The organism is Mesorhizobium sp. M0676 (genome assembly GCF_040320535.1).
Lineage (GTDB): Bacteria > Pseudomonadota > Alphaproteobacteria > Rhizobiales > Rhizobiaceae > Mesorhizobium.
Window position 1 is genome coordinate 16,507 of record NZ_JAMYPU010000023.1, and the last position, 13,962, is coordinate 30,468.

Annotated in this window: 13 protein-coding genes; 2 read left to right on the forward strand and 11 right to left on the reverse strand. The window is 63.0% G+C overall.

Annotated elements, in window-relative coordinates; genetic code table 11:
• Window positions 1-285 precede the first annotated feature (285 nt).
• Both NKI35_RS22830 and NKI35_RS22835 read right to left on the reverse strand, forming a co-directional pair.
• Window positions 286-924: an FMN-binding negative transcriptional regulator gene (locus NKI35_RS22830; RefSeq protein ID WP_023783766.1), complete on the reverse strand. Its 639-nt coding sequence runs from the start codon at window positions 922-924 to the stop codon at window positions 286-288.
• Between the two features lie 49 nt (window positions 925-973).
• Complete coding sequence (locus tag NKI35_RS22835) at window positions 974-1,618, reverse strand: helix-turn-helix domain-containing protein (RefSeq protein WP_352596190.1); 645 nt, start codon at window positions 1,616-1,618, stop codon at window positions 974-976.
• 154 nt (window positions 1,619-1,772) lie between these two features.
• Here NKI35_RS22835 and NKI35_RS22840 point away from each other — a divergent pair, with 154 nt between their 5' ends.
• On the forward strand, window positions 1,773-2,852 hold the full coding sequence (locus tag NKI35_RS22840; RefSeq protein ID WP_352741552.1) for a trans-sulfuration enzyme family protein: 1,080 nt from the start codon (window positions 1,773-1,775) through the stop codon (window positions 2,850-2,852).
• Between the two features lie 548 nt (window positions 2,853-3,400).
• Complete coding sequence (locus NKI35_RS22845; protein WP_352514727.1) at window positions 3,401-5,047, forward strand: MFS transporter; 1,647 nt, start codon at window positions 3,401-3,403, stop codon at window positions 5,045-5,047.
• 159 nt (window positions 5,048-5,206) lie between these two features.
• On the opposite strand, the gene rlxS is transcribed toward NKI35_RS22845, so the two are convergent.
• The 9 genes from rlxS to NKI35_RS22890 form a co-directional block, all read right to left on the reverse strand.
• Window positions 5,207-7,177 (reverse strand): relaxase/mobilization nuclease RlxS, encoded by a 1,971-nt coding sequence (gene rlxS, locus NKI35_RS22850; protein ID WP_352514728.1) that lies wholly within the window; start codon window positions 7,175-7,177, stop codon window positions 5,207-5,209.
• Window positions 7,178-7,364: 187 nt separating this feature from the next.
• On the reverse strand, window positions 7,365-8,051 hold the full coding sequence (locus NKI35_RS22855) for a lytic transglycosylase domain-containing protein (RefSeq protein ID WP_352514729.1): 687 nt from the start codon (window positions 8,049-8,051) through the stop codon (window positions 7,365-7,367).
• Window positions 8,039-8,587 carry a S26 family signal peptidase gene (locus NKI35_RS22860; RefSeq protein WP_352514730.1) on the reverse strand — a complete coding sequence of 183 codons (549 nt, stop codon included), beginning with the start codon at window positions 8,585-8,587 and terminating at the stop codon, window positions 8,039-8,041. Before NKI35_RS22860 ends, NKI35_RS22855 begins: the two co-directional genes overlap by 13 nt.
• Window positions 8,584-8,853: a helix-turn-helix transcriptional regulator gene (locus NKI35_RS22865; RefSeq protein ID WP_023672373.1), complete on the reverse strand. Its 270-nt coding sequence runs from the start codon at window positions 8,851-8,853 to the stop codon at window positions 8,584-8,586. Before NKI35_RS22865 ends, NKI35_RS22860 begins: the two co-directional genes overlap by 4 nt.
• A 170-nt stretch (window positions 8,854-9,023) precedes the next feature.
• Window positions 9,024-9,347, reverse strand: coding sequence for a DUF736 domain-containing protein (locus NKI35_RS22870; RefSeq protein ID WP_023672372.1), 324 nt, complete (start codon window positions 9,345-9,347; stop codon window positions 9,024-9,026).
• Window positions 9,348-9,894: 547 nt separating this feature from the next.
• The gene (locus NKI35_RS22875; protein ID WP_352562163.1) at window positions 9,895-11,616 is read right to left on the reverse strand and encodes a ParB/RepB/Spo0J family partition protein; all 1,722 of its coding nucleotides are present in this window, start codon (window positions 11,614-11,616) and stop codon (window positions 9,895-9,897) included.
• Between the two features lie 79 nt (window positions 11,617-11,695).
• Window positions 11,696-12,115 (reverse strand): DUF2958 domain-containing protein, encoded by a 420-nt coding sequence (locus NKI35_RS22880; RefSeq protein ID WP_023694855.1) that lies wholly within the window; start codon window positions 12,113-12,115, stop codon window positions 11,696-11,698.
• 248 nt (window positions 12,116-12,363) lie between these two features.
• Window positions 12,364-13,326 carry an ArdC family protein gene (locus NKI35_RS22885; protein WP_352741553.1) on the reverse strand — a complete coding sequence of 321 codons (963 nt, stop codon included), beginning with the start codon at window positions 13,324-13,326 and terminating at the stop codon, window positions 12,364-12,366.
• Between the two features lie 372 nt (window positions 13,327-13,698).
• Window positions 13,699-13,932, reverse strand: a complete 234-nt coding sequence (locus NKI35_RS22890; RefSeq protein WP_352741554.1) for a helix-turn-helix domain-containing protein — start codon at window positions 13,930-13,932, stop codon at window positions 13,699-13,701.
• Between the last annotated feature and the right edge of the window lie 30 nt (window positions 13,933-13,962).

The following is a 13,962-nucleotide window of genomic DNA, read 5'->3' on the forward strand; positions in this document are numbered from 1 at the left end:
ATGGTCGAGCTTGCCGCCCAAGGTACGTGGCTTCGAAACGCGTGCGATTGCGCCTCATAAACCGCTGCGCGGCTGGTCGCGGACATACGAGGGGGCGCAGGCGCCTGAAACGAACCCGTCGGTCACGACGGAGCAATCCTGCCGCCTGACCAGGCGCGTGGAAAAGTATCACAACGGTGACCACAGCGTCGCTTCAGGCCGTCAAAAGCTATTGCCGTGCGTCAAGGCGGGCTAGGTGACCCGTCGGAAGCCGGCACCAGCGGCTTTGTCGGGACAAGACACATGCTATTGGGATTTGGCCGCCGCAGCCGCGAGCATCGCTTCTCCCATCGCAATGGCCCCTTGGGCACGCAGCATTTCACCAGGGTTCTGAATGTCGCGCAAGTCTTTGTTCTGGCTGAGTTTTGATTTTCCAACCAGGCCGGTGATCTCGATCTCCAGGGCGACGATTGCCTTAACCATCGTGTCGATGAAGTCCTTCGGCGCGTCGCCCATCTTCCACGGGGCAGGCTGCGAGGCTTCTTGCATATGAGTGAGCTTCGCCACGTTACGGCGTACATACCGCTCATCATCCCGGACAGTGATGCGTCCGTGGGCGTGGACGACGAGATAGTTCCACGTCGGCACCTGCTTGTGGAGTTCGTGCTTGCTTGGATACCAGTTCGGCGAGATGTAAGCGTCGGCCGCACGGAAGATTACGAGAACCTCATCGCCATTGGCGACTTCCTCCCAGACTGGGTTCTTGCGAGCGACATGGCAATTGAGAACGCCCTTGTCTCCCTTCGAGCGGTCAAGCTCGAAGGGGAGGTGGTTCGCGTCCAGTGTGCCTTTGCTTTGGGTGACGAGGATACCAAGCGGGTGTTTCTCGATAAGCTCGAACAGGGCGTTCTGATCAGGGACGGCAAAATGAGGCGGAACGTACAACGGTTTATCTCCTGTCGCGAATGTGCGGTTGCTAGTAATCGGCGGAGCCTTACGGAACGGGCTCCTGAATCTTCGCTGCCGTCGACGAGTGCCCCGGATCTCGGTGTCCACCACGCTCAAGAACCGCCATCGAGAAATGGGCGGGCACATCAGATGCCGCCGCGTATGAGTGCGGTTGGTCAGTGACAAGCCGCGCACTCTCGCCTTCGCTTAAAATTACCACATGGGTACCTACCACAACGCTCAGGGCACCCTGACTGACCGAGATCAACTCGCGCGTATCCGGACTATGAGCATCCGCGGAAAACACGTCGCCCGGCATAATGACCCAGCTCCACAATTCGAACATCGTGCGTCCCGAGGTCGACGAATGCAGTTGTGCAGAGCTTCCCTTGGCGCTCGTCCAAAGCCTCCTGGTCTCTGTCCGCTCGATGGGAAGGCACACCGTGGAAGGGTGCTCGTTCAACAAATCGGCCACCGAGAGCGAAAACGCCGCCGCCAGCCGACACAGTATGCCGATACTGGGGTTCGCCCTACCCTGCTCCAGCGCGACCACGGTTCCCTTGGACAGGCCGCTCAGTTTTGCCAGTCGATCCAGGGTCAGATTTTGGTCGCGCCTCAAGTCTCGGATTCGAACCGCTATCGCTTTGCCAAGCACCTGCTCGGAACCCATCGCTGTCGTAACATCGGTCATTATATTGACTTAGGACCTCGGCTCACCTATTGCGGTCAGTATAATGACCGGGGCGAAATTGCAACTGCCCGTTAGGAAGGAAATAACCGATGCGTTTTGAGACGAAGGCGATACACTGCGGCCGAGGGGTCGACGAGTCCACGGGGCCGTATCCATGCCGCTGCACACCAGCACGACGTTCGAACGCGGTGTCAACGGGTCATTTCCGTCCGGCTTCGAATACACAAGGGATGGAAATCCTACACGCAATGCGTTCGAGGCGGCCATGGCGATGCTTGAGGGAGGGGAAGACGGCATCGCCTTCGCTTCGGGCATGGCCGCAATCGCTGCAGTTTTCGAGAGCCATCCGTCGGCGGGTCGGATCGTTCTGCCGGATGACATGTATTTCGGCATTCGTTCGCTGATCGAAGAGACCGACATTGGGTCTCGCTTCGACTTTGCCCCAGTCGACATGCGCGATTTGGACGCTTTGCGCGCCGCGGTGACATCGAAGCGGACTGGCCTCGTCTGGATCGAGACGCCGTCAAACCCGATGATCCGCGTTGTCGACATTGCGGCCATCTGCGCAATCGCGCACGAGGCCGGTGCCTTGGCGGTGGTGGACAACACCTGGGCCACCCCAGTGCTTCAACTGCCACTCGAAATCGGGGCAGACGCGGTAATGCACTCGGCGACAAAGTACATTGGCGGCCACTCGGATTTGATGGCCGGAGTAGTCATTGTCCCAAACGCGTCACCCCTCGGTCGCCCATTGCGGATGGTCCAGAAACACAAGGGCAGCGTCGCAGCGCCCTTCGACTGTTGGCTGGCGTTGCGGGGCCTGCAGACATTGCCGGTCCGCATGCGCGCCCATTGCGAAGGCGCCCAGAAAGTGGCCGAGGCCCTGGCGTCTCATCCGCGCGTCGAAAAAGTGCTCTTTCCTGGTCTGCAAACTGATCCGGGACACGATCTTGCTACGCGGCAAATGAGCCATTACGGAGCGATGCTATCCTTTATCGTCGAGGGCGGAGCCGATGCTGCAATGGCCGTGGCCGGCCGCCTGAAGATTGTTGTCCGGGCGACAAGCCTTGGCGGGACGCATTCTCTGATAGAGCATCGCGCATCCGTTGAAGGTGCGAAGTCCAAAGCGCCAGGCGGATTGCTGCGAATTTCTGTAGGGCTTGAACATCCTCAGGACATTATCGATGACCTGATGCAGGCCCTAGGCGAAACCTGCAAAGCGGGAGTCCAATGACGCGTGCAAGAACTCTGGCGCCGCTTTATGTGGCTGCTGGCGCAGCCGACGATCGGCAGAACAATGTTCCTGCTGAGCAGAACGCACGTCCTCTGGTGAACCGCTATCGCCGTGTCGCATCGTCTCGGGCGCGTGGTCGCATGGGTGATGAACGTCTTCGGGTTTCTGGACGATGGCCACGCGCTCGACCGGAAGCGGAAATACCCAGATTTGCCGTTGACCTACTGCTGCTCGACCTCGTCGGAGATCGCGTTCAACAGATGGGATGGATGTGCTGGCACTACGGCAGTTTGACAAGCCGGCCATCGGGGCGCTAGCACCGTCCAAAGCCAAGAGTCGCAGGGCAGAACCGACCGCACCAAGCGGGCTGCGGGACCCATCAGCTAACGGCCAGGTTGGTACCTCAACGCGCATCAGCACCGTGGATGCGACATTGTCCTTGTTGCGAGCGCGATCTCGGAACTTCGTTGTGACGCAGTCTGTGCAGAGAGCGCACCGCTGGTAAGCAAAATGAGCGGAAGAACGACACCCAGTGGAGGCGAGAAGTGATGCGGCGTCAAGATCCTCCGCGCTTTGCGGCAAACACACTGATCCCTCTTCACAACCCGGTCTTTCGTTCTATCTGGACAGCCACGCAGATATCCAGCCTTGGCTGGCTGGTGCAGAGCGTGGCTATAAGCTGGCTCATGGCCACGATTTCAGCCTCCGATCTGATGGTTGCGCTCGTACAGGCTGCATCGACACTGCCCGCGTTCTTCTTGTCGATCCTTGCTGGAGCCATTGCAGACAGCTTCAGCCGCCGTGGCGTGATGCTTGCCGGACACTGCCTGATCGCACTGGCATCCACGGCGCTGGCACTCTCTGTGGGACTGGGCTTTGCTAGTCCATGGCTAATCCTGGGACTGAGTTTCTTGGCCGGATGCGGCTTTGCCTTGAACGATCCAGCCTGGCACGCCTCGGTCGGCGATATCCTGGAAAAGCGCGACATACCCGCTGCAGTGACGCTGATGTCGGTGGGGTACAACGTGGTTCGCAGCATAGGACCGGCGCTGGGCGGTGTAATCTTAGCTTTGCTGGGCCCCCTTACGGCTTTCGCCCTCGCTGCGCTAAGTGACCTGGTCCCGTTGAGCGCTGTTCTGCGCTCACAATGGCAAGTTCGCTCTTCGCCTCTTCCGCGCGAGCGGATGACTACGGCCATTCATGATGGCATGCGATTCACGGCGATATCCTCAGAGATCAGAGTGGCGATCGTGCGTGCAACCCTGTTCGGGCTATCAAGCATCTCGATCCTTGCTTTGCTCCCCCTCCTGGTTCGCGACCAGCTGGCGGGAGGGCCAGTTGTGTACGGCGTGCTATTGGCCGGCTTCGGTACAGGCGCCTTCATCGCCGGCATTGGCAGCAGCTACTTGAGACGCATCACGTCCCAGAACCGATTGATCACGCTCGCATCCGTTGCTTGCGCAACGTGCTGCCTTTTGATGGCCCTCACATCGTCGGTGGCTGTGGCGGCGATCGCGCTTGCAATCGGTGGCGCTGGCTGGGTTGTCACCTGGACCGGAACCGACGTGTGTGTGCAGTTGGCAAGCCCAAGGTGGGTCGTTGGTCGCACCCTGTCCATCTATTACGCCCTGACCTACGGCGGCATGGCAGCGGGTAGCTGGATCTGGGGTGCTGTCGCGCAGTACTATTCGCTGACGTGGGCTTTGGAAGGTGCTGCAGCGGCACTGTTGCTGGTCGCGGCTGTGGGAAAGCTATTGCCGGTGCGGCTATGGGAGGAATCGGATCAAGCGGCCGTCGACTTCAGGCCACCAGAACTGGCCCTCCCTTTGAAGCCCAGGAGCGGTCCGATCGTGATCAAGATGGAGTACTCGATACTCGAGGAGAGTATCGATGAATTTCTGAGCTGCATGCGCGAAAGGCGGCGCGTTCAGAGCCGCGCCGGTGCGCGGGGCTGGACCCTCCAGCGCGACCTTCAGAAGTCGACGCTTTGGACCGAGACATTCCGCACGCCGACATGGACGGACTATCTTCGTCTAAACCATCGGCTAACGGTGAATGACAGGGAGGTAGGCGAGCGCCTTGCCGCTCTGCACATGGGTGATTCTCCGCCTCGCATCTCACTTTCCATCGAGCGGTCGACAAGCCCCGCCTCCGACAGCCAAGTCCAGCCTGTGCCTTTTGTATCGCGCCCGTGAGAAAACCAAGGCTTGTCTGGGCTTGGACACGGAACGAGCTACTCCTTAGTGCAGAACACTGACTCTCCGCCAAATGAATGCTGCGAGCAAGCAGCAGGCGGAGGAACTCCGTCTGGGCTGAGTATGTGTTTCAACGCGGACAAATAAATTGTAGCCAGTTCACGAAACGCCGGGCCCGCTCCTCTGGCGTCCGATCGTCCAGGAAATCCCCTCGGCGCGCACCACGCCAGACACCTCCTTACCGATATGATGCTCAAGCACCGGCCGCCAAGGCACCAGCGTGAACTCGCGCGATTTCTCGATGACACCGTATTTTCCGCCGGCGAGCTCGACGCAGCGGCGCAGCGTTCCGTCTATTCGATTGCCATGCTGCGCTTCAGAATACGAGAGCCCGAGTTCGTCCGAGAGCTGACTGGCAACACGGTTCAGCTCTCGTTGGCGCAGCATTGAAAGCATGTTGGCGCGATAGATGACCCGATCCTGCGCATCATGGGCAAGACCTTGCGCGATCAGCCACTGCTGTCGGCGGGCCTGGACCTGACGTACTTCGCGACCGAAGCCAGAGTCGCACAAGGGCTCAGGGTGGGCTGATACCAGCTCCTGGTCGATCCAGGTGGCGCCGTCGAAGCCTACTTGGCTCTCCAGCGGCATTGATGAGAGCTTGTCGACGACAACAGGCTGGGCCCTCGCTCGTTGACGCTCGTAATCCGCGACGCGGTTGAGATGGTCAGGCGCGACTGTCCATGTGCCGTCCGGCTCGCGCTCGACGCCACCGGTCGCACGGCGGATCGCCTCCAGTCGCCGCACGTGCGTTTCGGCAAAGCGTTCGGTGGCCGAGGGGTCATGCTTGAGATGGATATCGATGCTGTAGCGCCCGTCGTTGACCGTGGCGATGCCGGCAATTGTGCGGTCGACTTGCCTGGGCCCGGCGTCCCTCGGCCTGACCCGCACTATGCAGCCCTCTGGCGTGGGTTGGGTAGCCTCGCCTTTGCCGATATCAACATAGTGGCTTTTGCCGTCCACGCCGTCGACGACGAGGTAATGGCGGTCAGTGATTTCGTCGGCCAGCCCGCGCCCGACGACACGTCCGACCACGGTTTGGGCCGACCCGTCGGATCGATCGTGGATAAGATAGTCGGCGGCACTGCGGACGAGCCCCTTGCCGGTCAGCTCGCGATGGATGGTCTTGATAATGTCACCGCGCTCGCCGATGCGGCGTAGCGTGGCTTCGAGCTCATCCTCCAGGCGCCAGCGACCCGAAGGCATCTCCTCGGCGAGGCCCATCCGCTCGAGCTTGCGCAGGCGGCCCTGGTGCAGCGTCTGGCGAAAGGTGTCTCGGCTGGCTGGTGAGACATGCCCCTCATCGTCGCGCATGCGCATCAGCTGCCGGTCGATGCTGGTGAAGCGTTCCTGCTCCATCTCCTGGCGCAAGCGCTGCTCGATCTCGCGGTCGGTGCGCGGGCCAAGGTCGAGGCTAACCAGTTCGGCTGCGCGCTCGCGCAGGCCAGAGGAAATGTAGTCCCGCGCGATGACGAGGTTTTCGCCGTAATCGTCCCTGCCGCGCACGATGATGTGGGTGTGAGGATGGCCGGTGTTGAAATGGTCGACGGCCACCCAGTCTAGCCTGGTGCCGAGGTCTTCTTCCATTTGCGCCATGAGGCGCCGGGTGAGCGGCTTCAGGTCATCATACTCGATACCGTCTTCAGGGGCGACGATGAAGCGGAACTGATGACGGTCACCGTTCGCGCGATCGAGAAAGGCCCTGCCGTCGGCGCGGTCATTGTCGGCAGCGTAGAGCTCGCCACGCTCGCCTTCCCGGGTGACGCCGTCGCGCTGGAGGTAGCGGAGGTGCGCACGAGCTCCGTCGACTCCCTTGCCGGCCAGCTTGACGATGCGTGCCTTGACGACTGCGCGCCGCTGCCGAAACGCCGCGTGGCGGTCGCGCGCTCTAAGAACGGCGGCAGCAGCCCCGCCGCGCCCCACCCGGCTACCGATGAAGCGGCTGCCGCGTCCGCTCCTGCCGCCTGCTCGGTTGACCGCGGCCTGGACCTGGCCAGCGTAGCGTTTGCCCGCCTTCGAGCCGCGCCAGCCAATTTTGCCGAGCCTCGGCGTGAATTCGTCATCCTGCATGCGGCCTCCGATGAACCAGCAGCAAAATCAGAGGCTTGCGCGCCAGACCCTCCTGGACCCGCAGGCAACCTCCTGGGAAAACGATGTGCAGACAAACACTTCGCCGCCTCCAGGAGGCGATGCCTTTATCTTGCCTTCCGCGGACCTGCCTCCCTGCCCCCCGCCCGAACCACGGTAGCCGCCGCCCTCACCGGCCATCCGGCCGCCCTGACCTTGCTCGCTCCGATCCGAGCGGCACCAGGATTTGGCCATTCGGGCCGGTCACGGAAACACCGTTTCGGAGGAAAAACAGCGACTGCCCGGACGGGATTCCCGGCGCTTTTTCGGCACGGGATTTGCCGGTGAACGCGTCCATGTCGGCGGCCGAAATGCCCGCCGCCTTGACCTCTTCCAGATACGAAACCGTCTCGCTGGGCAGTGGCCGCCCACGCTGCAAATGCTGTTCGTAGCGCTCCGGCCCGGCGTTATAGGCTGCAAACAGGCCTGGAAATCCGAAGCGGTCATACATGGCGCGCAGATAGGCAGTGCCTGCCAGAATGTTGTCGCGAGGGTCGTGCGGGGCGGCTCCCAGGCCAAGCTCTGCGCGCAACTCCTCGTAGGTGCCTGGCATCACCTGCATCAGGCCAATGGCACCGGCGCTCGACGTGACCGGCCGCCCATTGAGCGTCGTCTGCCCCCGGCTTTCGGCATCCATGACGGCATAAATCCAGGTCTGTGGAATGCTGAAACGCCGGCTTGCTTCGGCTACGAAGGGCTGCCATCTTGCAAGCTGCGGACTATGGGAGATGACGACCGGCTTCGTGTTGGTCGCGGCGGAACAGGCGCATGGTGCGAGAGACACCATGCCCAGCATAAGGAGGGTCACTCGGTCCATAGCGGCACGAGCCTCCCGATGATATTTTTGGTCGGCACCGGCCCGAAATAGCGGCTGTCGAACGAGCGATTTTTATCGCTGCCGAGTAGGAAAACCTCGGCATCGGCGAGCTTTCGGCAGGCATTCCACCAAGGCAGCGGACGGTGCTGCGTGTCGGTTGCAAGCCGGCGCGCGACAATCTCGCCGCCGATGATGATGGCGTCGCCGAAGGCGCAGACATGCTCGCCAGCCAGCGCGGCAAGGTGCTTGACCAGCGGCACGTTGCTGGGCAGATAGAAGCGTTCGGCGGCCAGATCGACGACCGGTTTTGGCGGGCGGACGAGTACGAGATCACCAAGAGCCGGCGATCCGGACGCGACGCGATAGAGGCCGACCGGCGCACTCGCCGAGGCGTTCCAGACCAGCCAGGGCGATGGTTTGCCGAAGGCGGCGAAGCCGATCAGGGCAAGGCCCATCGTGGCCACGGCGATCGTCTTGCGGGCTCGAATGCGCCGCAGATGGCTGCCGATCAGATGGATGGTGGGACGCCGGCTCATGAGCGGCCTCCCTCGCCGGCCGAGCCGGAATCGTGCCCGCCGTCCTCGGGCCCGGTCTCCTGCGCGTGCCCCTTCGACCAATCGTCGAGTTCGTCGATGTGATAGCGGACATAGCGGCCGTGCTTGCGGAATTGCGGGCCGCCGCCTTTGAGGCGCATCTTCTCCAGCGTGCGCTGGGACAGCCCGATATAGAAGGCCGCCTGCGCGGTATTGAGAAACGGACTGCCCTTCTTGGCGCGGGCTGCGCGTTCGTTTTCGTCGTCCATGATGATCCTCGTTTCGCTACGGACAAGCGAAGGCGAGGATCGGCGAGCGAGATCGTTTTGGGGACGGGCGAAGAGTGGGGGGCGAGTTTTCGCCGCCCCCTTCGGCGGCCTCACGGGTCCTGAGAGAGGCCCCGCGCCGGTGGCGGCGCGGGGCTTTCCGGATCGGCCGGTCAGTCGACCGGGTTCCAGATGATGGCGTAAGTGTCGTCGTCATCCTGGCCGGCGGCGCGGCCGAGATTGGCGTAGAGCTTGCGGGGGCCAAACTCGGGGGCGGCAATCGACAGGCTCACATAGTCCTTGCCGGAGGTCTCGCCGGTGCGGATCCAGCCCGCACCCACTTCGACCCCTTGCGTCAGCACCCGGAAGTCGGGATGGGTGTCGGCGCTCTTTGCCTGATTGGGCACGATATCGATGTCGGCGCGGACGCTGAGCGTCTTGAGCTGGCCCTTGTAGCCGCCGTTTTCCTGTTTGGTGACGTATCCGATCGCGGTCATTTCCAGTCTCCTCTTGGTGCTCGCAGGGGACCATTCCCCTGCGATGGCGGACCGTGATGGGCGCGTCCGGACCGCCGGAACCGGGACGGCCGCAGCGATAGCGGAGGACCCGCGCGGGCAGCTTTTTTGAAGCGAAGCGGCGCGAGGAAGCCGCCGCAGGCGGCGGGGAAAAAAGCTGCCGGCGAGGGTTTCGGGCGGGCCGGATCCGCCCATAGGTCGACAAGCCAGCCGCAGGGGAATGGTCCCTGAGACACAATGGAGACAGGTGGCGCGATCGGTGACACAAGAAGCCGGCGGCAATGCAGAGCGCCGGCTGCGCGGGCTCTGTCGGCAACCGGATCGGACAATTGGCCCCATGCGCCTTTGGCGCCTCAGCAAGCAACCCGGCGCGGTGCGGGGCTGCCGAAATGGGGCGAACTGGCGTCGGAATTTCTCGCGCGCGGCACTGGCTCGACAAGACGCCCAATCGGCAGCCGGCGTGGCCCGTAGCGGCGCGCGCGACCTGAGCGGCGGTAATCGAGAGAACCGCCGCTCGGGCCCTGATCGACTATTCGCGCACGAACAGCGGCTGCACCTGTGTCCACTGATCGGCGGTGCGGAAGCCGCCGCGGCTGGTGTAGCTTTCGGCCGGGAATTTCATCCAGCGCGGCAGCCAGGTCTCGACCCTGGGGCGGCCATTCTCGCCCGCCAGGAAGTCGCGGATGATGTTCTTTTGCGTCTTGACCTTCTCGGCGACATTGCCGTCCGCGACCAGCTTGCCGCCGACGTCGGCCAGCATCGAATTGGCGATTTCCTTGTCGCGCAAGAGGTCGAAGAAGGCATCGTCCGGTTGCCACCATATGCCCATGTCGACGTTCAGGTGGTTGCCGAGCGCCTCGATGACGGCGCTGCCGGCTGCAAGCGTCTCGGCCATGACAAGGGTGAGAACGCGCATGACATCGTCGTCGCAGAGCGCCAAGAGGCGCGCGAACACGCCGGCGATAGCAACGGCGTCGCCATTGCCGCCGGCGACCAAGCTATCCTCATCCGGTGATCCGAGCAGGGCCAATACCTCGCGCCGCTTTTTGCCGAATGCGGCTTCAGCCTTGCAGCCGGCAAGGCTGGCAGTCACCGTCTCGTTGGCTGCGCGCTGCGGCTCGGGCCGCACCTGCCACAGGCCCGAACCGGTGATGGCGTGCGCCACCACGAGGCGCAGCGCCACGGCGGGATGGTCGAGCATGGCCGCGCGCACGGCGGCATGGCGATGCAGATCGATATAGTTCTGCATCGGGCCGGTGACTTCGGGGCGCGGCAGCTTGGCGGCTGTTTCTTCTTGCTCGCCGCCCTCGCGGGCGCGGCGGGCTTCCTTGCGTGACAGCCAGCCCTCGTGACACTCGACCTCGCCGCGATGCGAGACAGTGATGACGATCTTGCCGCCCTTCTTCTTCGGGGTCTTCTCGTGGTCCCATGCGTGGAAATACTGGCCCGGTTCCAGCAGCACAACCTCGCTCCAGCCCTCGTTGAGATAGGTGTCGCGTTTGGTGGCAATCGCTTCGTTCTGCTTTTGCCAGAACAGGTCGGCATCGGCGAAATAGCTGTCCTCGCCGAACAAGTCCGAGGTGATCAGGCCGGGATACTCCTCGATGGCAAACAGCGCCACCTTGGTGGAAATCGACTGGCCGCCGAACAGCCATTGCTTCAATTGATAGCCACGCGGCGCGTATTGATCGGGATCGGCACAGAGTGCCAGCCAGTCCTTCTGCTGCGCCTTGGAAGCCATGGTGAGATGGCGCACCGTCTCGGTATCGATCTCCTCGCGCCGATAGGCTTCGCGGATTTTGGGCAAGAGGTCGCCAAGCGCCAGAATGCGTTTGACCTTGAGATCAGTGATGCCGAAGGTCACAGCGATGTCGGGAACGGTGCGGCCTTGCCTGACAAGCCGCGAAAACGTCTCCCATTGCGATACTTCGTCAGGATCGAGGCGGGCGAGGTTTTCGATCAGCGAAGCTTCCAGCGCATCGGCGTCGTCACCGTCCTCCATGATGGCGCAGGGCAAGGGATCGCCTTCGCCGCGCTCGTCGGCAAGCGATTTCGCGGCGAAATAGCGCCGCCTGCCGGCGACGATCTCGAAGGTTTCCGGCTGGCCGTTCGGCCGCACAAGGAGTGGCACCAGCACGCCGCGCGCACGCACGGAGGGCAGGATGTCGGATATGTCGGGCGCGCGTTTTCCATGGCGCATGTTGAGCGCGGAAATGTTGAGCTGATCCAAGGGAATGTGGGCAAGCTGCATGGTTACTCTCCTTTTGCTTTGGTTAAGGTTGTCCCCGCCGCAGAGGCCGAAGGCCGGCACGGCGGGACGGTTTTTGCGCCTATCGGCGCTGCTGTTCCGCCGTGTCGGGCGGAAGCTCGGAATGGGGCTTTGATAGGGCGTCTGCTGCTTGCCGCAGCAGTCGCTCGGCCTCGCTGACGTGGCCGCAAATGCGGGCGGCTTCGGCATAGACGGAGAGCGGAAAGCGCGCTTGGAAATGCAGGTCGCGCTCTATGCCGAGGCCAAGCGGACCTTTTACGGATGCAAGCTCGGCCAGACTGACGCTGCCAAGTTCGGGGAAGCCGAAGCCGAGATCGCAAAGACCGAACAGAGTGTCGCCATCGGCGTCGAGTTCGCTCAGAAGCCAGGTCGCGGCACCTGTCGGATTAAACAGTTTCACAACGGGAAAATGGTCGATGTCGGCGCCGGCGGCGCCATGGGCGAGCAGTCGTGCGCGCAGTGGATTGGTGATCAGGATCATGGAAAGACTCCTTGTCAGAACGGGTCGCGTTGATTTCTTGCGTCCGGCGGGAGAAAGGCTCCCTGGACCTTCCTCTGATCCGCCTCACCATTAAGAGGCCGACTTCGAGCAGCTTTGCGCCGCGCGCGGACACATCGGCGCGTCCATCAGGAGGGTTTGCCCGCGTGGTGATGGGCTGGACGCCAGGAATGAGCATCTGCTCCTTTGCGGCGTCGGCTCGGTCGCGGCCAGTTGAGGATCGCGCATCGTCATGCCGCAATCCCTTCTTGCGCCTCGCCTTCGGCATCGGCCTGAAGGCCAAGCAGGAAATCGGCGGCCTTCGAGGCGAGGCTGGCGGCACGGAAGATGGCGCGGTTGTCCTCGCGCAGCACCTTCAGCCATGAGCCGATGTAATCGGCGTGACGCACGATCGGCTCGATACCGAGATTGCCGCAGACGAAGGCGGCAGCGATTTCGGCGACCAATTCTTCACGCGCGTAGGCCTTGGAGCCGAACGAGCCGGAGAGGTCGCGAGCAAGTCGCGTCGGGTGGCCGGTCCAGTGGCCAAGCTCGTGAAAGCATGTTCGGTAATAGTCGATCTGCTGATGGAACGCCGGCTGCGGCGGCACCTGAATGTGGTCGCTGCCCGGCATGTAGAAAGCGCGATCGCCGCCGACCCTGAAATCCGCACCGCTGGCGCGAATGAGCGTCTCGGCCTGCGGCACGATCTCGCACTGAGGCAGCGGCTCGGCGGCGGCATGGAGGTGTTCCGGAAGATTGTCGCACTGCGCGACATTGAAGACCGTGAAGCGCTTCAAAAAAGGCACCGCCTGTGGTGCATCGCCCTCGTGGCGTGCGCGCTCCTTCTCGTCCTTGGGGACAAAGCGGTCGGCATGCACGATGGTCGTGCCGCGCTCGCCCTTCCTGACATTGCCGCCAAGGGCAAGCGCCTGCCGGAAGGTCAGCCAGTTCTGGCTGGGATAGCTGCGCTCGATGACGGCGCCCCACAGGATGAGGATATTGATGCCGGAATAGGTGCGTCCCGTGGACGCATTCCTCGGCAGGCCAAGGCCTGCTTTTGCGCTGCCCCATGGCTTGACCCATGGCACGGTACCGCGCTCCAGCTCGGCAATGATGCGGTCGGTGATCTCCTGATAGAGGCTGCCGCCCGGGCGCCTGCCCTTGCCTGCGCCAGCCTCTGTGCTGGTGGTACGCTTGCTGTTTGCACGCATATGTTATCCTCCGCTCACCAATCGCCGCGCTTTCCCCGGAAGCGGGGTGGGCGGCGAGTCGCGACCGGAAAGGCCCGCCGTGGTAGGCGGACCGCATCCGAAGGACCGGAACGAAGAGGAGGACCCTGAGCGGCACGCGAAGGGTTGCGGGCTGCCGCGGCGGGCCTAGAAGGGAGTGCCGCCCACCCCGCGCCCACCGGGAAAGGCCAACCGACAAACCGCGCCGCCCGCAAGGGCGGCGGCCGTCTCAGCCCGAAGGGCTGCCCACGCCAAGGGGCGAAGCCGAATGGCCGAGACCGCCTGAGCTTGCCGAAGAAAAGCGGGCTCGGTTCACGAGCACCTGGTGCGCGTCGTCAGGCGCGCGGGCGCCCGCTAGGACCGGAGGCTGGACAGAATCTCGCACGGATCAGCGTCAAGGGCCGCAGTTATGTCGAGAAACTCGATGACGTCGAGACGCCGCTCTGCGCCCTCGTACTTGGCCACGAAGGATTGGGGACGACCAAGCTTGTCAGCCAGCTGCGCCTGGGTCAGGCCTTTGGCCTTGCGCAGCGAAACCAGCTGGGCCAGAAACCGCTGGTGGCGGGGCGATCGAAGGGATTTGGGCATGGAGGCGAACCGGTCGGGTAAAGACCGGAT